Origin of the sequence: Paenarthrobacter sp. NPDC090522, assembly GCF_044769225.1 — a bacterium.
Classification (GTDB): domain Bacteria; phylum Actinomycetota; class Actinomycetes; order Actinomycetales; family Micrococcaceae; genus Arthrobacter.
Genome location: NZ_JBIVXL010000001.1, coordinates 396,146 through 413,946, shown reverse-complemented (window position 1 = coordinate 413,946; position 17,801 = coordinate 396,146). Strand labels below are relative to the sequence as shown.

Annotated in this window: 17 protein-coding genes and 2 tRNA genes; 12 read left to right on the top strand and 7 right to left on the bottom strand. The window is 63.5% G+C overall.

The window, feature by feature from the left end; translation table 11 throughout:
• Nucleotides 1-17: 17 nt before the first annotated feature.
• A complete protein-coding gene (ettA, locus tag ACIQT2_RS01905) occupies nt 18-1,700 on the top strand; it encodes an energy-dependent translational throttle protein EttA (protein WP_400269143.1) in 1,683 nt (560 codons plus the stop codon).
• 75 nt (nt 1,701-1,775) lie between these two features.
• Here ettA and ACIQT2_RS01900 read toward each other — a convergent pair whose 3' ends face one another.
• Nucleotides 1,776-2,681, bottom strand: coding sequence for an acyl-CoA thioesterase (locus ACIQT2_RS01900; RefSeq protein ID WP_397321542.1), 906 nt, complete (start codon nt 2,679-2,681; stop codon nt 1,776-1,778).
• A gap of 63 nt (nt 2,682-2,744) precedes the next feature.
• Here ACIQT2_RS01900 and ACIQT2_RS01895 point away from each other — a divergent pair, with 63 nt between their 5' ends.
• On the top strand, nt 2,745-3,422 hold the full coding sequence (locus ACIQT2_RS01895) for a hypothetical protein (protein ID WP_402943033.1): 678 nt from the start codon (nt 2,745-2,747) through the stop codon (nt 3,420-3,422).
• On the opposite strand, the gene ACIQT2_RS01890 is transcribed toward ACIQT2_RS01895, so the two are convergent.
• Entirely contained in the window at nt 3,419-3,898 is a 480-nt protein-coding gene (locus ACIQT2_RS01890) for a globin (RefSeq protein ID WP_402943138.1), read from the bottom strand. The two genes, ACIQT2_RS01895 and ACIQT2_RS01890, sit on opposite strands and share 4 nt — an antisense overlap.
• A gap of 1 nt (nt 3,899) precedes the next feature.
• Nucleotides 3,900-4,598: a mechanosensitive ion channel family protein gene (locus ACIQT2_RS01885; RefSeq protein WP_400331752.1), complete on the bottom strand. Its 699-nt coding sequence runs from the start codon at nt 4,596-4,598 to the stop codon at nt 3,900-3,902.
• Nucleotides 4,599-4,685: 87 nt separating this feature from the next.
• Here ACIQT2_RS01885 and ACIQT2_RS01880 point away from each other — a divergent pair, with 87 nt between their 5' ends.
• Nucleotides 4,686-5,681, top strand: coding sequence for an NAD-dependent epimerase/dehydratase family protein (locus tag ACIQT2_RS01880; protein ID WP_402943031.1), 996 nt, complete (start codon nt 4,686-4,688; stop codon nt 5,679-5,681).
• On the opposite strand, the gene ACIQT2_RS01875 is transcribed toward ACIQT2_RS01880, so the two are convergent.
• Nucleotides 5,678-6,157 (bottom strand): OsmC family protein, encoded by a 480-nt coding sequence (locus ACIQT2_RS01875; protein WP_400331757.1) that lies wholly within the window; start codon nt 6,155-6,157, stop codon nt 5,678-5,680. The two genes, ACIQT2_RS01880 and ACIQT2_RS01875, sit on opposite strands and share 4 nt — an antisense overlap.
• Before the next feature lie 52 nt (nt 6,158-6,209).
• Nucleotides 6,210-8,810 carry an aminopeptidase N gene (gene pepN / locus ACIQT2_RS01870; RefSeq protein ID WP_402943135.1) on the bottom strand — a complete coding sequence of 867 codons (2,601 nt, stop codon included), beginning with the start codon at nt 8,808-8,810 and terminating at the stop codon, nt 6,210-6,212.
• A gap of 95 nt (nt 8,811-8,905) precedes the next feature.
• Between pepN and ACIQT2_RS01865 the strand changes: the two genes are divergently transcribed.
• From ACIQT2_RS01865 to ACIQT2_RS01855, 3 genes are all read left to right on the top strand, one after another.
• Nucleotides 8,906-9,916 (top strand): hypothetical protein, encoded by a 1,011-nt coding sequence (locus ACIQT2_RS01865; RefSeq protein ID WP_402943029.1) that lies wholly within the window; start codon nt 8,906-8,908, stop codon nt 9,914-9,916.
• Nucleotides 9,917-10,008: 92 nt separating this feature from the next.
• A complete protein-coding gene (locus tag ACIQT2_RS01860) occupies nt 10,009-10,491 on the top strand; it encodes a ribose-5-phosphate isomerase (RefSeq protein ID WP_400331762.1) in 483 nt (160 codons plus the stop codon).
• Complete coding sequence (locus tag ACIQT2_RS01855) at nt 10,491-11,378, top strand: Fpg/Nei family DNA glycosylase (protein WP_400331765.1); 888 nt, start codon at nt 10,491-10,493, stop codon at nt 11,376-11,378. The genes ACIQT2_RS01860 and ACIQT2_RS01855 overlap by 1 nt, the downstream gene beginning before the upstream one ends.
• A gap of 75 nt (nt 11,379-11,453) precedes the next feature.
• Here ACIQT2_RS01855 and ACIQT2_RS01850 read toward each other — a convergent pair.
• Nucleotides 11,454-11,527 (bottom strand) — tRNA-Gly (locus tag ACIQT2_RS01850).
• A 126-nt stretch (nt 11,528-11,653) separates the two neighbouring features.
• On the opposite strand from ACIQT2_RS01850, the gene ACIQT2_RS01845 reads away from it, so the two are divergent.
• From ACIQT2_RS01845 to ACIQT2_RS01820, 6 genes are all read left to right on the top strand, one after another.
• Nucleotides 11,654-11,728, top strand: a tRNA-Pro gene (locus ACIQT2_RS01845).
• A gap of 71 nt (nt 11,729-11,799) precedes the next feature.
• Nucleotides 11,800-13,179, top strand: a complete 1,380-nt coding sequence (tig, locus tag ACIQT2_RS01840) for a trigger factor (protein WP_402943027.1) — start codon at nt 11,800-11,802, stop codon at nt 13,177-13,179.
• Nucleotides 13,180-13,398: 219 nt separating this feature from the next.
• The gene (locus tag ACIQT2_RS01835; RefSeq protein ID WP_397321550.1) at nt 13,399-14,022 is read left to right on the top strand and encodes an ATP-dependent Clp protease proteolytic subunit; all 624 of its coding nucleotides are present in this window, start codon (nt 13,399-13,401) and stop codon (nt 14,020-14,022) included.
• Between the two features lie 37 nt (nt 14,023-14,059).
• Nucleotides 14,060-14,719, top strand: a complete 660-nt coding sequence (locus tag ACIQT2_RS01830; protein ID WP_387437112.1) for an ATP-dependent Clp protease proteolytic subunit — start codon at nt 14,060-14,062, stop codon at nt 14,717-14,719.
• Nucleotides 14,720-14,901: 182 nt separating this feature from the next.
• Entirely contained in the window at nt 14,902-16,191 is a 1,290-nt protein-coding gene (clpX, locus tag ACIQT2_RS01825) for an ATP-dependent Clp protease ATP-binding subunit ClpX (protein ID WP_397321551.1), read from the top strand.
• An 80-nt stretch (nt 16,192-16,271) separates the two neighbouring features.
• Entirely contained in the window at nt 16,272-16,895 is a 624-nt protein-coding gene (locus tag ACIQT2_RS01820; RefSeq protein ID WP_400331772.1) for a DsbA family protein, read from the top strand.
• Between the two features lie 17 nt (nt 16,896-16,912).
• On the opposite strand, the gene ACIQT2_RS01815 is transcribed toward ACIQT2_RS01820, so the two are convergent.
• Entirely contained in the window at nt 16,913-17,788 is an 876-nt protein-coding gene (locus ACIQT2_RS01815; RefSeq protein ID WP_402943024.1) for a DNA-formamidopyrimidine glycosylase family protein, read from the bottom strand.
• Nucleotides 17,789-17,801 lie beyond the last annotated feature (13 nt).

Sequence of the window (17,801 nt, the reverse complement as noted above, 5' to 3'; positions counted from 1 at the left end):
CCACTAGATTTAACGGCATGGCGGAATTCATTTACACGATGACCAAGGCCCGCAAGGCCGTTGGCGACAAACTTATTCTGGACGATGTCAGCATGTCGTTCTTCCCCGGTGCCAAGATCGGCGTCGTTGGCCCGAACGGTGCTGGTAAGTCCACCATTCTCAAGATCATGGCCGGACTGGACACTCCCTCCAATGGTGAGGCCCGCCTGAGCCCCGGTTACACCGTGGGCATCCTCTTGCAGGAACCGCCGCTGAATGAGGAAAAGACGGTCCTGGGCAACGTCCAGGAAGGCGTAGGCGAAATCTACGGCAAGATCCAGCGCTTCAACGAGATCTCCGAAGAAATGGCCAACCCGGACGCCGATTACGACACCCTCCTTGAGGAAATGGGCAAACTCCAGGAAGCCATCGACGCCGCCGACGCCTGGGACATCGATTCCCAGCTCGAGCAGGCGATGGACGCACTGCGCTGCCCGCCGGCCGACTCGGACGTCACCGTCCTGTCCGGTGGTGAGCGTCGTCGCGTGGCGCTGTGCAAGCTCCTCCTCCAGAAGCCGGACCTGCTGCTCCTGGATGAACCCACCAACCACCTCGACGCCGAAAGCGTGCTGTGGCTGGAACAGCACCTGTCCAAGTACCCCGGGGCCGTCCTGGCCGTCACCCACGACCGCTACTTCCTTGACCATGTGGCTGAGTGGATCGCCGAGGTCGACCGCGGACACCTGTACCCCTACGAGGGCAACTACTCCACCTACCTGGAGAAGAAGAAGGCCCGCCTCGAGGTCCAGGGCAAGAAGGACGCCAAGCTCGCCAAGCGCCTCACCGAGGAACTGGAATGGGTCCGCTCCAACGCCAAGGGCCGCCAGACCAAGTCCAAGGCCCGTCTTGCCCGCTACGAGGAGATGGCAGCCGAGGCAGAGCGCACCCGCAAGCTCGACTTCGAAGAAATCCAGATTCCGCCGGGACCCCGCCTGGGCAACCTGGTGATCGAAGCCAAGGACCTGAAGAAGGGCTTCGACGACCGCGTCTTGATCGAAGACCTGTCCTTCTCCCTGCCCCGGAACGGCATCGTGGGCGTCATCGGTCCCAACGGTGTGGGCAAGTCCACGCTGTTCAAGACCATTGTGGGGATGGAACCGCTCGACGGCGGCGACCTCAAGATCGGCGACTCGGTCAAGATTTCCTACGTTGACCAGTCCCGTGGCGGCATCGACCCCAACAAGACCCTGTGGGAAGTTGTTTCCGATGGCCTGGACCACATCCAGGTGGGCCAAGTGGAAATGCCTTCGCGTGCCTACGTTTCTGCCTTTGGCTTCAAGGGTCCGGACCAGCAGAAAAAGGCCGGTGTCCTTTCCGGTGGTGAGCGCAACCGCCTCAATCTGGCCTTGACGTTGAAGCAGGGCGGAAACCTCCTGCTCCTTGACGAACCCACCAACGACCTCGACGTGGAAACGCTGAGCAGCCTTGAGAATGCCCTGCTCGACTTCCCCGGTTGCGCTGTGGTGGTCTCCCACGACCGGTGGTTCCTCGACAGGGTGGCAACACACATCCTGGCCTACGAAGGCGACGACGAGAACCCCTCCAAGTGGTACTGGTTCGAGGGCAACTTCGAGTCCTACGAGGAGAACAAGGTTGAGCGCCTCGGCCCCGACGCCGCGAAGCCGCACCGTGTGACCCACCGTCGCCTGACCCGCGACTAGAACGCCGGTAACAAAAACGGCCGTCCCGGAAGGGACGGCCGTTTTGTTGTTCCGGGGAAGACGGAAACCAGCGTCTCAGGGAATCCTGACCATGCCTTCCTGCGCCACGGTGGCAACGTGCACGCCGTCGCGGTTGAAGATCCGGCCCGTGGAAAGTCCGCGGGCTCCCTGGGCGCTGGGGGACTCCTGGACGTAGAGCATCCATTCGTCCACCCGGACCGGGCGGTGCCACCACATGGCGTGGTCCAGGCTGGCCACACTCATGCCCGGTGTCATCCACGCCAGGCCGTGCTTCCGCAGGATCGGTTCCAGCAGGGTGTAGTCGCTCGCGTAGGCCAACGCAGCAACGTGCAGCTGTGGATCGTCCGGCAGGGGTCCCATGGTCTTCATCCACACAGCGTTGGTGGCCACGTGATCCGTGGGCGGTGAGACGTACAGTGCGGGGTCGATGTGCCGTACATCGAAGGGGCGTTCGGAGGACATGTGGCGGGCCAGGGGATGGTCATAGCGGGAGAGCAACTCTGCGGTGCTCGGAAGCGATTCAGGATCCGGGATCCCTTCCGGCATGACGGCTTGGTGGTCCAGGCCGTCGTCCTGGACCTGGAAGGACGCGATCATCGAGAGAATCGGCACGCCGTCCTGGTAGGCGTGCACCCGGCGGGCGGAGAAGGACCGGCCGTCCCGAAGCCGCTCCACGCCAAAGGTGATGGGTTTGTTGGCGTCTCCGGGGCGCAGGAAATAGCCGTGCATGGAGTGGGCAACGCGCCCGGGGTCCACGGTCCGCATGCCGGCCATCATGGACTGGGCCAGTACCTGTCCACCAAAGACGCGGTGCCGGGGTTGCTTCTGGGACGGGCCCAGGAAGATGTCCTCGGTGGTGCGGGCTCCGTCGAAGTCGCCCAAATCCAGCAGATCGATCAGCACTTCCATGGGATCTCCGGAGGGGGCCTCAGCCTCAAGGCCCGCGTTCGTCTCAGTCATGGTTCGACTCTAGACGGCCCCCTGACCCCTCTCAACCGCGGACATGCCGGTAGAGTCGTTGATGTGACAGACGTCTTGACCCAGTCCTTCCGCTTTGCCGACCCCCGCGATCTCAGCGATCTGCGCACCTACGTGACGCGTGCCAAGAGCATCGACGACGGCGCCATCCGGCTGCAGGCAGCAGGCCAGGTGCTGGCCGCCTATGTTTGCGTCCTGCGGCCCCGGATCCTCGGTGAGGCGACGCCAACCATTTTGGGCCTGCGAACCATGGCATTGGCCGAGCAGGCGCAGGCGGATGTCACGGTGACGCTCGCGTCCATCCTGGACCGGCTTGCCCGTTCCAGCCCAGTCGATGTGGACCTGCCCATCCCACCGTCCACCGTTTCCGAGTCGTGGGCAGGTGTCGGTGCCCCGAGGAGCGGCTGGGAGGCGCAAGGCCCGGTTTCGGATGCAGAATTGAAGGCCGCCGCTGAGGCCGGAATCGCGGAAGTGGCCGGTGTGGTGCCCGCCATGGCGGGTGCCGCCGTCGTCAATTCTGCGCGTGCGGCGGTTTGGAGCCGCAGCCTGCCCGGCCGGGAAGGCATCCCTGCCGGCGCTGCCTTTGCGGCTTTCGCCCTGGGGTTCCTGGGCGACGGGGAACAGCAACTGTTCCGCAACGGCAGGTGGTTCCGCCTCAGTGGCCCGCGCGGTCACGTGCTGGTCCGCACTGGCGCGGGCCTGGGTTTCCAGAACCAGGGCTAGACAGCTGAGGGGCTGTTCACCATGGTGAGCGCCGCCCGCTCCATGTAATCCCACAACGTGCCTTCGTGCAGTGGGGACAAGCCGAGCGAATCCACAGCCGCACGCATGTGGAACAGCCAGCGGTCCTTCGCTTCCGGGGTAACCCTGAACGGCATGTGGCGCATCCGGAGGCGGGGGTGGCCACGCTCCTCGCTGTACGTGGTTGGCCCACCCCAGTACTGCTCGAGGAACATGAGGAAGCGCCGTTTGGCAGGTTCCAGGTCCTCCTCGGGATACATGGGCCGCAGCAAGGGATCCCCGGCAACGCCGTCGTAAAACACATCGATGAGCTTCACGAACGTCTGGTGTCCACCCACGGCGTCGTAGAAACTGTCCGTGTAGGCAGGCTGGCTGAAGGGATCGTTGCGCATCAACTGGGGGCGCTCACCGGCCTGCGGGGATGCTGGCGTCGAGGCCGGTTCGCGTCCGGCGGTCATGTCATTCACTGGCCTTCTCCTCAGGCTTCTGGGCGGAACCCGTTGCTGCTCCGGCAGGTACTTTGGCGTCTTGGTTGTCATCATCGGGCGTGGGTGCATCCAACGGGACGTAGTCACCCTGGGACCGGTTGCCTACCCGCAGGATTTCGCCGTTGCGCAGATACCAGATGGCTCCGTCTTCGGCCCGTACACGGGTGATGCGCAGACCCACCGACTCAACCGTGCCGATCACTTCGCTGGTCACGATCACATCGCCGATCCCGTACTGGTCCTCAATGGTGATGAAAATGCCCGCGAGGAAGTCACGGATCAACTGCTGGGCACCGAAACCGATGGCCACACCCAGGATGCCCACGCTGGTCAGCAGGGGAGCGACATCCACGTTCATGTATTTCAGGACGTAGATGATCACGATGACCACCACAATGACGCTCACCAGGCTGGTCAGCAGCGAACCAATGGTTTGCGCACGTTGGGACCGCCGTTCGTGGTCAAGCGCCCGGATGGCGGGTTGGACCCACTTGAAGTGCGGCTTCTTGAAGAGCGAGCTGCCGGCGGCAACCCTTCGGGTGATCCGCAGGATGATGAAGCGCGCCACGGTCCACACCAGCAGGCCAACGCCCACTGTAATGAGGATCGAGACGTAGTCGATCTTTTCCGGCTCGATGGTGAGGGTTTCCATGGGGGGAATGAAGGTCAAGGTCCAATAGCTCCTTGTGGTCGGCCCGTGTTCGCCTGGCGCAGAACACTCTGTCCACTACCAACACTAGCGTCGTAGCGTGGCCGCATGCGCATCCTGGTTCTGGGCGGTACCGCCTTCCTCTCCGCCGAAATCGCCCGTCAGGCCGCGGCCTCCGGGAACCACGTCACCTGCCTGGCGCGGGGCACGTCGGCAGCAGCGCCCGACGGCGTCAGCTGGGTGCGGGCCGATCGCTCCGAGGGCGCGGCAGCCTTTGCGGACGTCTCCGGGCAGTGGGACGCGGTGATTGACGTTTCACGCGACCCCGTCCAGGCGAAGACGGCGCTGGAGGCGTTGGGGCCGGACGCCAGCCACTGGACCTTCGTTTCGAGTTGTTCGGTATATGCAGACCATTCTGTTCCGGGGGCCGATGAGAGCGCTCCACTGCTTGAACCCCTTCCGGCGGGCCAATCCGGCAGCCCGGAAACGTACGGAGAGTCCAAGTCGGCGATTGAGCACATGACCCGTGCCTTGGCAGGGGAGAAAGCCCACATCGTCCGGGCCGGCCTCATCGGCGGACCAGGGGACCCCTCGGACAGGTACGGATATTGGCCCGCGAGGTTGGCGGCAAACACCCAACCCGTCCTGGTTCCGGACATCCCCGCCGCCGCTACACAGATCATCGATGTGCGGGACCTGGCGGCCTGGATCCTGCAGTCGGCAGGACGCGGGCTGGTCGGAACGTACAACGCCATGGGTGACGTGGTGCCGTTTGGTCACTACGTCACGGAATCACAACGTGTGGCCGGCAACCCGGCGGAACTGGAAACAGTGCCGGAGCAATGGCTCGTGGACCACGGCGTAGCCTACTGGGCCGGCCCCGACTCACTTCCACTCTGGCTTCCGCCTGGCCACGAAGGATTCCAGGCCCGGAGCAACGCGGCGGCCATCGCCCAAGGAATGATCCTCCGGCCGTGGCAGGAGACGCTCGGTGACACGCTCGCGGACGAACGCGCCAGGGGCCTGGACCGCGACCGCAGGGCCGGACTCACACCGGACACCGTACGCAGTCTCGTGTCACTCTGGCGGGCCGAAGCGCCTTAGTCCACTGCCGGCGTCGTGGTTGGCCGGTGCAGCACCGGGAAGTTGACGCTGCGGGCGATGAAGCAGACCTGGTTGGCCTCATGGTGCAGTTGTGGCATCAGCTCTTCGTGGGCCGGATCGGCCAGGGTGACACGTGGCTTCAGCGTCACGTTCTCAAATTGGCCGCTGCCATCGCGGTTGAGCTTCATGAGCCCTTCGGCGTTGTCCTCGTAGGCGGTCACCACCACGCCGTGCTTGACGGCCACGTGCAGGAAGGACAGCATGTGGCACTGCGAAAGTGCAGCCAGGAGAAGTTGTTCCGGGTTGTAGCGTGTCCGGTCTCCGTGGAAGGTGGGGTCCGACGAGCCGCGGAGCGTGGGCAAACCAGGGATCTCCACATCATGGTCCCGTGAGTACCCGCGGTAGGTGGACGTGCCGTCCCCGAGGTTTCCGGTCCACCGGACGGTCAGCGCGTAGTGGTGTTCATTGAGGGCCATGCGGACAGTCTAGCCAGCGGCCGGAGACTGTCCGCACGGACCGTGGCGGACCTTAGCCGACGTCGGCAGCCCGGGCACGCAGTGCCCGCGCCACGGCGTCGCGGTTCTCCAGCATCATGCGGCGCAAGGCGGCGCTGTCCTCGGGGAGTTCGGCAAGAAACGCGTCCGTCCGGTCGACCGTGGCCTGGGTGGTCAACTGGGCAGGATAGAGGCCCACCACGATCTGCTGTGCCAGCGCGTGTGTACGTTCCTTGACGATTCCAGGGACCGCCTCGAAGTACTTCTCCGCGAAGGGTTCAAGGAGGGCCGTGTCAGGTACCCGCATGAAGCCGGCCACCGCCGAAGCCTGCAGGGCGTTGGAGAGCTCTCCCTTGACCACGATCGACTCCCAAGCGGCTTCCTTGGCCTCCGGGGTGGGAATGGCTGCTTTGGCTTGTGCGGCGGCGTTCTGGCCGTTGGACGTGTTGTCCCGCGTCAGCTCTTCGTCGATGCGTTCCTGTCCCTGGCGGCCACCGGCAACCAAAGCCGTCAGCAGTTCCCACCGCATGTCCTGGTCGATGGTGAGTCCCGCCAACGTTTCCGTTCCCTCCAGGAGGGCCTGGATACGGTCCAACTGGGTGTCGCTGCGGGAGATCTGGGCAAACGACTTGGCGAACTGCAGCTGCGCGTCGGATCCCGGTTCCACGACGGAGGCGAGCTCCCAGAGCTTGTCAGCAGCGGCAATGGCCGTTTCCTGCTTGTGCCCGGCGGCCACGAAGTACGTCAGCGTCGTGGCGAGCTGGCGGAGCTGGACCAGGATCACGGAGGAATCCGTTTCGTGGGCGATATTGGCCAGGATGAGGTCCACGTAGCCGCGGGCAGGAGTTTCGCCGTCCCGTGCAGCGTCCCAGGCCGAACCCCACACGAGCGTCCGTGGCAGGCTCGAGGCGAAGTCCTTGAGGTGTGCCTTGGCTGTTGCGAGGGATTCGGGATCCAGGCGGACCTTTGCGTAAGCGAGGTCGTCGTCGTTGAGGAGCACCAAGTCCGGGCGGGTGCGTCCCACCAGGCCAGGAACTTCCGTGCGCGGACCGTCGACGTCCAGCTCTTCACGGTGGATCCGCTCCAGCTTTCCGTCCACAAGGTTGTAGAAACCCACGGCCAGGCGGTGCGGACGCAGCGTTGGCTGCTCGGTGATGGCTGTTTGCAGGATGGCGAAGCCCGTGATGGTTCCGTCCGCGTCGACTGTGAGCTCGGGCGCCAAGGTGTTGACGCCTGCCGTCTCCAGCCACAACCGGCCCCACTGGTCCAGGTCCCGGCCGCTCGCGGCCTCGAGTTCCACCATGAGGTCCTGGAGCTCCGTGTTGGACCAGGCGTGCTTGGCAAAGTACGCCCGCACACCGGCCATGAACTGTCCGGGTCCCACCCACGCCACCAGTTGGCGGAGCACGGAGGCGCCCTTGGCGTAGGTAATGCCGTCGAAGTTGACCTCCACGTCCTGCAGGCTGTTGATCTCGGCGAAGATCGGGTGCGTGGTGGGAAGCTGGTCCTGCCGGTAGGCCCAGGACTTCTCCACCGAGGCGAAGGTGGTCCATGCACGGTCGAACTCGGTGTTTTCCACGGCCGCAAGGTGGGACATGTATTCGGCAAACGACTCATTCAGCCAGAGATCGTTCCACCAGCGCATGGTCACCAGGTCGCCGAACCACATGTGCGCCAGTTCGTGCAGCACCGTGATGGCGCGCCGCTCAACCTGCGCTTCGGTGACTTTGCCGCGGAAGACGTAGCCCTCCAGGATGGTCACGGCACCGGCGTTTTCCATGGCTCCGGCGTTGAATTCGGGGACGAAGAGCTGATCGTACTTTTCGAACGGGTAGGGGCAGCCGAACTGGGCCTCGAAGAACTCGAACCCTTGCCGGGTCAGCTCGAAGATGTTCTCCGCGTCCAGGTATTGCATGAGTGACTTGCGGGCAAAGACGCCCAGCGGCACAACGCGGCCGTCGGAGCTTGTGACCTGGGAACGGACGGACTGGTAGGGTCCGGCGATCAACGCGGTGACGTAGGAGGACAACCGTGGCGTGGGGGCGAATTCCCACACCGACCGGGCCGCGCCGTCCTCACCCGCGTCTGCCTGCACCGGCGTCGGGGTGGGGGAGTTGGACACCACGTCCCAGTGGGATGGCGCTGTAATGGTGAACGTGAAGCTTGCCTTGAGGTCCGGCTGTTCGAAAACGGCAAACATCCGCCGGGAGTCCGGAACCTCGAATTGCGTGTAGAGGTACACCTCCCCGTCAACCGGGTCAACGAACCTGTGGAGGCCCTCGCCCGTATTCATATACGGTGCGTCGGCAACGATGGTGAGTTCATTCTCTTCGCCGAGGTTTGGGAGCTGGATGCGCACTCCGTCTGAGACGTCGGATGGTTCCAGTTCGATTCCGTTCAGCGTCACCCTGTGGACTGCGTCCGTAATGGCGTCGATGAATGTTGATGATCCAGCCTGCGCGGAAAAGCGCACCACGGTGGTGGATCCGAAGACTTTGGCGCCCTTGGTCAGGTCCAGGGTGACGTTGTAGGACTCGACGTTGAGCAGTTCCGCGCGCTTCGCGGCTTCGTCGCGGGTCAGGTTAAGGCCTGGCAAGTGTGCCTCCAGAAGATTGGGGTGGCCGGCCGGGATCATGATCCGGTCGCTGGTGTGAAGCCATTCTTTCACTCTGTCGCTTGTTGGCAAGGAGGAGTCCGCACAGTGTCGCCACCACGGAGTAGCGTTTAAGCATGGGAACGTTCCGGGATTCGCTCGACACCCGCGCACTTCGGTTCGCGCTGGCCTTTCCGCTGCTGCTTGCCGGGGGATTCGTGGTGTGCGCCCAAATGTTGCGGAACAGCCTTCCGGATCCCGTCGCCGTGATGTGGAACGCCGACGGCGGCAGTTCCTTCGCGCCGTTCGGAGCCTATGTGGCGGGCGGCGCAGGACTCATCGTCCTTTGCGGTTGGGTCGCCTTCCTCCAGTCCGTTCCCATCTCGCGGCCCGTGGTCATGCGCCGCGTCATGATGGGACTGGGGCTGATGGTCAGCCTGTTCATCACCACGGTCCTGGCGGCGGGCCTTGTGGGGCAGTCCGGAGTCGGCGACGCGAGGTTGTCACATGTCGACCCGATCGTTTTGGCGATGGGCAGTGGCGCCGCGCTCGCGCTGGGTGTGGTGATGATGTTTGCCTTCAAGCCGGATCCCCGGTGGACGCAGGAGGATGACCACGCGCTCGAAGCCGAACGCCTGCGTGCTGCCGATCCCGATCTGGCCCGGGACACGCTCAGGATGTGGGTTCACGCCCGGAGTTCGGTCTTCATCATGATCATCATCTCCGCGCTCTTCCCGGCCGCTTTGATCGCAGTAGCCATTCCATGGCTGGGGGCCTTGCTGGCAGCGGCTGGACTGGTGGGCGCCGGCTTCCTGTTCGCACGCGTCCGTGCGGACAGGGGAGGGCTGCAGGTATTCGCCGGTGGCCTGGTCCCCGTACTGAACGTTCCCGCCGTCGATATTGCCGCGGCGGCTCCCACCGACGTCAAGGCCGCTGACTACGGCGGGTGGGGCTGGCGACACCACGAAGGCGCCACCGCCATGCTGGTCAGCAGCGGGCCGGCCGTCGTCGTTCGACGGCTTAACGGTGGACGGGTGGCACTGAGTGCCGGTACATCGGTTGCCGCGGACAAACTCGCCGGCATCCTCAACCGCGCTGCCGAACGGGCACACCAGGACGGGCAGCCCCAGCAACCGGGCTCGCGGTAACCTAGGTAACGCATCCCTCCCCGCCGCGCCTTGGCCAATGCTGAGCAGTTGCCCAGTGCTGTGCCGCCCGCGCCACAAAGAACGGACTTCCTGTGACTACACCCCGCGTCCACATCGCCACGGACCACGCCGGCATGGAACTCAGCGCCCACCTGGTCAGCCACCTCACCGCCAAGGGCTATGAAGTTGTGGACCACGGACCCAAGGAATACGACGCCCTGGACGACTACCCCTCGTTCTGCATCAACGCAGGCGTAGCCGTGGTGGCGGACCAGGAAGCCGGAGTCCACGCGCTGGGGATCGTGCTGGGTGGCTCCGGAAACGGTGAGCAGATCGCGGCCAACAAGGTCAAGGGCGTGCGCGCCGCGCTCGCCTGGAATCTCTCCACGGCCAAGCTCGCCCGCGAGCACAACGATGCCAACGTGATCGCAGTCGGCGGCCGCCAGCACACGGTTGAGGAAGCAACGGAACTCATCGAGGCCTTCCTGGCGGAACCGTTCAGCAATGACGAGCGCCATGTCCGCCGCATCGGCAAAATCGCGGTCTACGAGACCACCGGCGAAATCGTCGAATAGTGCCTGAAGGGCATTCCATCCACAGGCTGGCGCGTCAGTTCCAGGATGTCTTCGGTGGCCGGCGCCTTCGCGTGAGCAGCCCGCAAGGGCGGTTCGCCGAGGGTGCGGCGCTGCTGGATGGACACGTCATGGTGGACGCGCTTGCCCACGGCAAGCAACTGTTCCTGAAGTTCGACCATGACCTGTTCCTTCATGTGCACCTCGGCCTTTACGGGGCGTGGAACTTCGGGGGAGACAGTTCCTTCGCTGGTGCGTCCAGCATCGGCGCGCCACGACGGATCGGTGAGCGTGAATCCGGGCCGGCCGGTGCAGACACGGACTATTCCGGACCGCCGGAGCCGGTGGGGGCCGTCCGCGTCCGCCTTGTCTCCGACCACGGCTGGGCGGACCTTCGCGGCGCTACGACGTGTGCCGCCATTACGTCGGATGACGCAGCCAAGGTGCTCGGCAGGCTGGGCCCGGACCCCTTGCGGAATGGGCCTGGCGACCGCGATGAGTTCATCCGGCGGCTGCGGAAGCGGAAGACCGCCGTCGCGCTCCTGATGATGGACCAGTCGGTCCTGGCTGGCGTAGGCAACATTTACCGGGCCGAAGTGTTGTTCCGGCAGGCAGTGGACCCCTGGAAGCCCGGCTCTGCCGTGGATACGGGCACCGCCGGCCGCCTGTGGGATGACGCCGTTGCGACCATGTCCGACGGCGTCCGCGACGGTCGTATTGTCACCACGCCGCCGGCACTATGGACAGATGGAGCGGAAACGGCGCCCGACGCCGATGCGCACTTTGTCTACAAACGCGAAGGACTGCCCTGCCGTGCCTGCGGGACGGTAGTGGGCATGGCGGAAATCGGTGCCCGCAAGCTCTACTGGTGCCCTGGCTGCCAGGTTTGAACTCCGGAAGTACCAAAAAGAGCCCCGATCCTGAAGGATCGGGGCTCTTTTGTTTTCCCTGGAGGGGAAATTCCCTGGAGGGGACGACGGGAATCGAACCCGCGTAATCAGTTTGGAAGACTGAGGCTTTACCATTAAGCTACGTCCCCGAAAGGATCTCCTGTTCAGGACATCTTCCCGGCGGCTGTTCAAGCCGGGTACAACTAAACCTAATTCCGGCGACGGTGTCAAATGTGCATTCCTGGCCCGCTTGCCCGTAGACTGTCCTGTGCGTTCGGGGTGTAGCTCAGCTTGGCTAGAGCGCCTGCTTTGGGAGCAGGAAGTCGCAGGTTCAAATCCTGTCACCCCGACTCTGTGTTTCGTGTCCATTTCTTGGAACGCGACAGAACCCCATACCCATCAATCCAGGAGTACTTAGACTGTGAAGAGCGCTGTCGAGAACCTCACCGCCACGCGGGTCAAGCTCAATGTTGAGGTTCCCTTTGAGGAACTGAAGCCGAGCATCGATGCCGCGTACAAGACCGTTGCTTCGCAGATCCAGGTTCCCGGATTCCGCAAGGGCAAGGTTCCCTTCAAGCTCATCGACCAGCGCGTCGGTCGCGGATACGTCCTGGAGACTGCCATCAACGATGGCCTGAACGGCTGGTACCAGGCCGCTGTGCAGGAAACCGGCGTTCGCCCGCTGAGCCGCCCCGAGGTTGAGATCACCGAGGTTCCGGACCCGTCCGCAACCGACGGCGAGCTCAAGTTCCAGGTGGAGGTTGACGTCCGCCCCGAGATCGAGCTGCCGGACTACGCAGGCATCAAGGTGGAGGTCGCAGCTGCTGAGTCCTCCGACGCCGACGTCGACAAGGCCCTTGACGAGCTGCGCGGCCGTTTCGGCACGCTGAAGTCCGTCGAGCGTCCTGCCAAGAACGACGACTTCCTCACCATCGACATCACCGCCACGATCGACGGCGAAGAGATCGACTCCGCATCCGGCCTGTCCTACCAGGTTGGCGCCGGCACCATGCTCGAGGGCCTGGACGAGGCCGTAGAGGGCCTGTCCGCTGACGAAGAAGCCATCTTCGACACCACGCTGGTTGGTGGCGACCACGCCGGCGAAGCCGCCCAGGTCAAGGTTGTCGTCAAGGCCGTCAAGGAGCGCGAGCTCCCCGAGGCGAACGATGACTTCGCACAGCTGGCTTCCGAGTTCGACACCCTCGCTGAGCTCCGCGAGGACCTCGCCAAGCAGGCAGCCGACTCCAAGGTTGTCGGCCAGGGCGTCGAGGCCCGTGACAAGGTCCTGGACAAGCTCGTTGAGCTCGTTGAGGTCCCCGTTCCGGATTCGGTCGTGGAAGAGCAGCTGGAATCGCACTTCAACCCGGAGAACGCCCACGGCGAAGGTGACCACGACACCGAGGAGCACCGCGCCGAGGTCAAGGCCAACACCGAGCGTGCGTTCCAGAACGAAATCATCCTTGACGCCATTGCAGACAAGGAAGAAGTCAACGTCAGCCAGAACGAGCTGATCGACTACATCGTCACCACCGCCAGCCAGTACGGCATGGACCCGAACCAGTTCGCCCAGATCATCGATCAGAGCGGCCAGGTTCCCATGATGGTTTCCGAGGTCCGCCGCCGCAAGGCGCTGGCCGTCGTCCTTGGCCAGGCTGAAGTTGTGGACTCCGAAGGCAACAAGGTGGACCTGACCGACTTCGTGCGCCCCGCCGGCGAAGCCGTGGAAGAAGCTCCCGCAGCTGAGGCTGCTGAAGAAGCCGATACCGTTGCCAGCGATGACCCCGCAGCAGTGAAGTTCTAGTTTCAGGCACTAACCGGCCCCGGATCATTCGATCCGGGGCCGGTTTGCTTTAAGGCCGTCCAAGGCGCCGTCCACAAACGTGCGCCGTCAGCGAACAGTGCGATTCCGGCGAACAAATCACCCCTGAATACGGTTAGTGTCCATGTAGTGAAGTTCAGTGATGTCACTGGCACCAGCGAGAGGTAAGTACTTATGTCACAGCAATCAGAGGCTCCCCGGATGGCGACTGTCGATCCCGCGGCCCAGGACAACTACATCTACAACCGCCTGCTGAAAGAGCGCATCATCTGGCTCGGCTCCGAAGTCCGCGATGAGAATGCCAACGCCATTTGCTCACAGCTTCTCCTGCTCTCGGCCGAAGACCCTGAGAAGGACATCTACCTTTACATCAACTCGCCTGGTGGTTCGGTAACGGCAGGCATGGCCATCTACGACACCATGCAGTTCATTCCGAACGACGTCGTCACGGTCGCCACCGGCCTGGCCGCTTCCATGGGGCAGTTCCTGCTTTCCTCCGGCACCAAGGGCAAGCGGTACGCCACCCCCAACGCCCGCATCCTGATGCACCAGCCTTCCGGCGGCATCGGTGGAACGGCCTCGGACATCAAGATCCAGGCTGAGCTGATCCTGCACATGAAGAAGGTCATGGCGGAACTCACCGCCGAGCAGACGGGCCAGACCGTGGAAACCATCCTCAAGGACAATGACCGCGACAAGTGGTTCACGGCCGCGGAAGCACTGGAGTACGGCTTCTTCGACAAGATCTCGGCGCACGCCGGCTCGGTGGCCGGTGGCGGCGGAACTGCCAATCAGTCCGACGCGGCGTCCTCCACCGAAAACTAGCCGGCACCACGAACCACTGAAAACCCAGGAGTAAACAATGAACTACAACTTCGGATGGTCTGCCGGCAACCTCCCCTCCAGCCGCTACGTCCTGCCCCAGTTCGAGGAGCGTACCCCCTACGGCTTCAAGCGCCAGGACCCTTACACCAAGCTGTTCGAGGACCGCATCATCTTCCTCGGCGTACAGGTGGACGACGCCTCTGCTGATGACATCATGGCCCAGTTGCTGGTCCTTGAATCAACGGACCCGGACCGCGACATCACCCTCTACATCAACTCGCCGGGCGGTTCGTTCACGGCAATGACCGCCATTTACGACACCATGCAGTACATCCGTCCAGAGATCCAGACGGTCTGCCTGGGCCAGGCAGCCAGTGCTGCGGCCGTCCTTTTGGCAGCCGGCACCCCTGGCAAGCGCCTTGCCCTCCCGAACGCCCGCGTGCTGATCCACCAGCCAGCACTGTCAGGCGGCCAGGGAGGCCAGGCCTCGGACCTGGAAATCCAGGCCGCGGAGGTCATGCGCATGCGTACGTGGCTTGAGGAGACGCTCGCCCACCACTCCGGCCGCACGGCCGAGCAGGTCAACAACGACATCGAGCGCGACAAAATCCTCACGGCCGAGGAAGCCCGGAACTACGGCCTTATTGACCAGGTACTGGACTCCCGGAAGATCAAGCCCCAGGCAATCGCCCGGTAGCATCCGGAAAACGACGCCGGTGCGGTTCGCGAAATATGGACCGCACCGGCGTTCTGTTTCCACCCAAGCGGCTCATTGTGACCTAGAGTGGAAGAAGTCACGGTGATGCCAACCGCGGTCTGGCCGCACAATGGAGCAAGGCGCGGAGCCCCATCACCCGCACGCAACGAAGGGATTCACACATGGCTCGGATTGGCGAGAGCACGGATCTGCTGAAGTGTTCTTTTTGCGGAAAGAGCCAGAAGCAGGTTCGCAAGCTGATTGCCGGGCCCGGCGTGTACATCTGCGACGAGTGCATTGAACTCTGCAACGAGATCATTGAAGAGGAACTCGCCGAGGTCTCGGACCTGGGCAGCTTCGAACTTCCCAAGCCGCGCGAAATTTTCGACTTCCTGCAGGAATACGTGATCGGCCAGGAGCCGGCCAAGCGGTCGCTGGCTGTAGCTGTCTACAACCACTACAAGCGCATCCAGGCAGGCCATGCACCGAAGACCGGCAGCCTGGGCGAGGGACCGCACCACGAGGACGTGGAGATCGCCAAGTCCAACATCCTGCTGATCGGCCCCACCGGCTGCGGCAAGACCTACCTCGCGCAAACCCTGGCCCGCCGGCTCAACGTACCCTTCGCGGTAGCCGATGCCACGGCCCTCACCGAGGCCGGCTACGTTGGCGAAGACGTCGAAAACATCCTGCTCAAGCTCATCCAGGCCGCTGACTACGACGTCAAGAAGGCCGAGCAAGGCATCATCTACATCGACGAGATCGACAAGATTTCACGCAAGAGCGAGAACCCCTCCATTACCCGTGATGTTTCGGGCGAGGGGGTTCAGCAGGCCTTGCTGAAGATCCTCGAAGGCACAGTGGCCTCAGTGCCTCCGCAGGGCGGCCGCAAGCACCCGCACCAGGAATTCATCCAGATCGACACCACCAACGTGTTGTTCATCGTGGCTGGCGCGTTCGCAGGCCTGGAAGACATCATTGGTTCCCGTTCGGGCCGGAAGGGCATCGGCTTCGGCGCCCCGCTTAACGAGGTCAAGGACAACGTGGATACCTACGGTGAGGTCATGCCGGAGGACCTGCTCAAATTCGGTCTGATCCCGGAGTTCATCGGGCGGCTCCCGGTGATCACCACGGTGTCCAACCTGGACCGTCCCGCCTTGATCCAGATTCTCTCGACGCCCAAGAACGCCCTGGTGAAGCAGTACCAGAAGATGTTCCAGCTCGACGGCGTGGAACTCCAGTTCGACGACGACGCCTTGAACGCCATCGCCGACCAGGCCCTCGAACGTGGAACAGGAGCCCGCGGCTTGCGCGCCATCATGGAAGAAGTCCTGTTGCCGGTCATGTTCGACCTCCCCAGCCGCGACGACATCGCCACCGTGGTCATCACCGAGGACGTGGTGGCCAAGAAGGCCCAGCCAACCATGATTGCCCATGACGTGGTGGCGAAGCGGCGGAATAAGTCCGCCTGACCACCCGTTGCACCAAACAGCGGCCCTGTCCGCTTTTCACGTTTAGCGTGGCCGTTGCCACCTTCCTGAGGAGATTTCCTGTGCCTGAACAGACCGAGCAACCCGTCAACAAGGCCGATTTCTGGTTCGACCCCGCGTGCCCGTTTGCATGGATCACGTCCCGCTGGATCGGAGAAGTGGAGCAAGTCCGTGGGATTGAGACCCAGTGGCATGTCATGAGCCTGTCCGTCTTGAATGAAGGCCGCGACTTGCCTGATGACTACCGCGAACTCATGGACAAGAGCTGGGGTCCGGTCAGGGTGATCATCGCGGCGCAGGAGTTGCACGGCAGCGAGTACGTCAAGCCCCTCTATGACGCCATGGGCGAGGAAATCCACCACGAGGGCAACAAGGATCGTCCGTCGGTGATCCGGAAAGCCCTGGCCGAAGTGGGCCTTCCCGCAGAACTGGCGCGCTACGCCGACTCGGACGAATTCGACGCCCAGCTGCGTGCCAGCCACGAGGAAGGAATCTCACTGGTGGGGCAGGACGTAGGAACGCCCGTGGTTGCCTTCAACGGTACGGCTTTCTTCGGCCCCGTCTTGACCCGCATTCCCCGTGGCGAAGACGCCGGTAAGATCTGGGACGCAACCGTGGCACTTGCCGGCTACCCGCATTTCTTCGAGCTCAAGCGCAGCCGCACCGAACGGCCCGAGTTCAACTAGGGTGACCCGTTCGGCCGCTATTTGAGGAAACGCGAAGTCCTGCGGTCGGCCAGGATCTTGCCGTTTGTTTGGCACGTAGCGCAGTACTGGAGGGAGGTGTCCGCGAAGGACACCTCCCTCACTGTGTCTCCACACACCGGGCACGGCTGTCCCGTCCTGGCATGGACCCTGAAATTGCTCCGTTTGGTGTCCTTGAGTTCACTGGACGGTTTGCCGGCCGCCGCCGCGACGGCGCCCACCAGCACTTCCTGCATGGCCCCATAGAGTCGGCCAACCGTCTCCTCATCCAGGGACTTGGCAATCGCGAAGGGGGAGATCCTGGCAGCGTGCAGGATCTCGTCGCTATAGGTGTTGCCGATTCCGGCGATCACGGCCTGGCTCCGCAACAGTCCTTTGATCTGCTGGGAGCTTGAACGGACTATTCCAGCGAACGCTTCGACGTCGAAGTCGGGACTCAGTGGTTCGGGGCCCAGCGTAGCGATGCCGTGGACATCCAGGGGATCGCGGACCACGTAGATGGCCAGGCTCTTCTTTGTTCCAGCTTCGGTGAGGTCCAGTCCGATGTGGGTGTCGTCGATTCCGCGGTGCAGGAGCAGGCGGGCAGCGATGTTGCTCTTACCCATGCGCAGCGTTGCCGTGGACGGGTGCTCGGTGTACCGGACCCAGCCGGCCTTCGCCAGGTGGAAGACGAAGAACAGTTCGTCGGCATCGACGCAGATGAACTTGCCAAAGCGCCGCACCCCGCGGATGGTCCGACCCTCCAGGGCCGTGTAGGGGGGATCTGCCGTCTTCAGCGCGGCAATGGAGTTGATGCGGACACTCGTCAGCACCGCTCCGTTCAGTTGCGTGTCCAGGTAGGTGCACAGGCCGTGCACTTCGGGCAGTTCCGGCATGGGAATACTCTGC

Bases quoted from the DNA above. Each gene is read 5' to 3' on its own strand.
- ACIQT2_RS01815 (WP_402943024.1), bottom strand. From the start codon at position 17,788: ATGCCGGAACTGCCCGAAGTGCACGGCCTGTGCACCTACCTGGACACG.
- ACIQT2_RS01830 (WP_387437112.1), top strand. From the start codon at position 14,060: ATGAACTACAACTTCGGATGGTCTGCCGGCAACCTCCCCTCCAGCCGC.
- ACIQT2_RS01890 (WP_402943138.1), bottom strand. From the start codon at position 3,898: ATGACCGCCGGACGCGAACCGGCCTCGACGCCAGCATCCCCGCAGGCC.
- ettA (WP_400269143.1), top strand. From the start codon at position 18: ATGGCGGAATTCATTTACACGATGACCAAGGCCCGCAAGGCCGTTGGC.
- ACIQT2_RS01875 (WP_400331757.1), bottom strand. From the start codon at position 6,157: ATGGCCCTCAATGAACACCACTACGCGCTGACCGTCCGGTGGACCGGA.
- ACIQT2_RS01835 (WP_397321550.1), top strand. From the start codon at position 13,399: ATGGCGACTGTCGATCCCGCGGCCCAGGACAACTACATCTACAACCGC.
- ACIQT2_RS01880 (WP_402943031.1), top strand. From the start codon at position 4,686: ATGCGCATCCTGGTTCTGGGCGGTACCGCCTTCCTCTCCGCCGAAATC.
- ACIQT2_RS01900 (WP_397321542.1), bottom strand. From the start codon at position 2,681: ATGACTGAGACGAACGCGGGCCTTGAGGCTGAGGCCCCCTCCGGAGAT.
- ACIQT2_RS01865 (WP_402943029.1), top strand. From the start codon at position 8,906: ATGGGAACGTTCCGGGATTCGCTCGACACCCGCGCACTTCGGTTCGCG.
- pepN (WP_402943135.1), bottom strand. From the start codon at position 8,810: ATGATCCCGGCCGGCCACCCCAATCTTCTGGAGGCACACTTGCCAGGC.
- clpX (WP_397321551.1), top strand. From the start codon at position 14,902: ATGGCTCGGATTGGCGAGAGCACGGATCTGCTGAAGTGTTCTTTTTGC.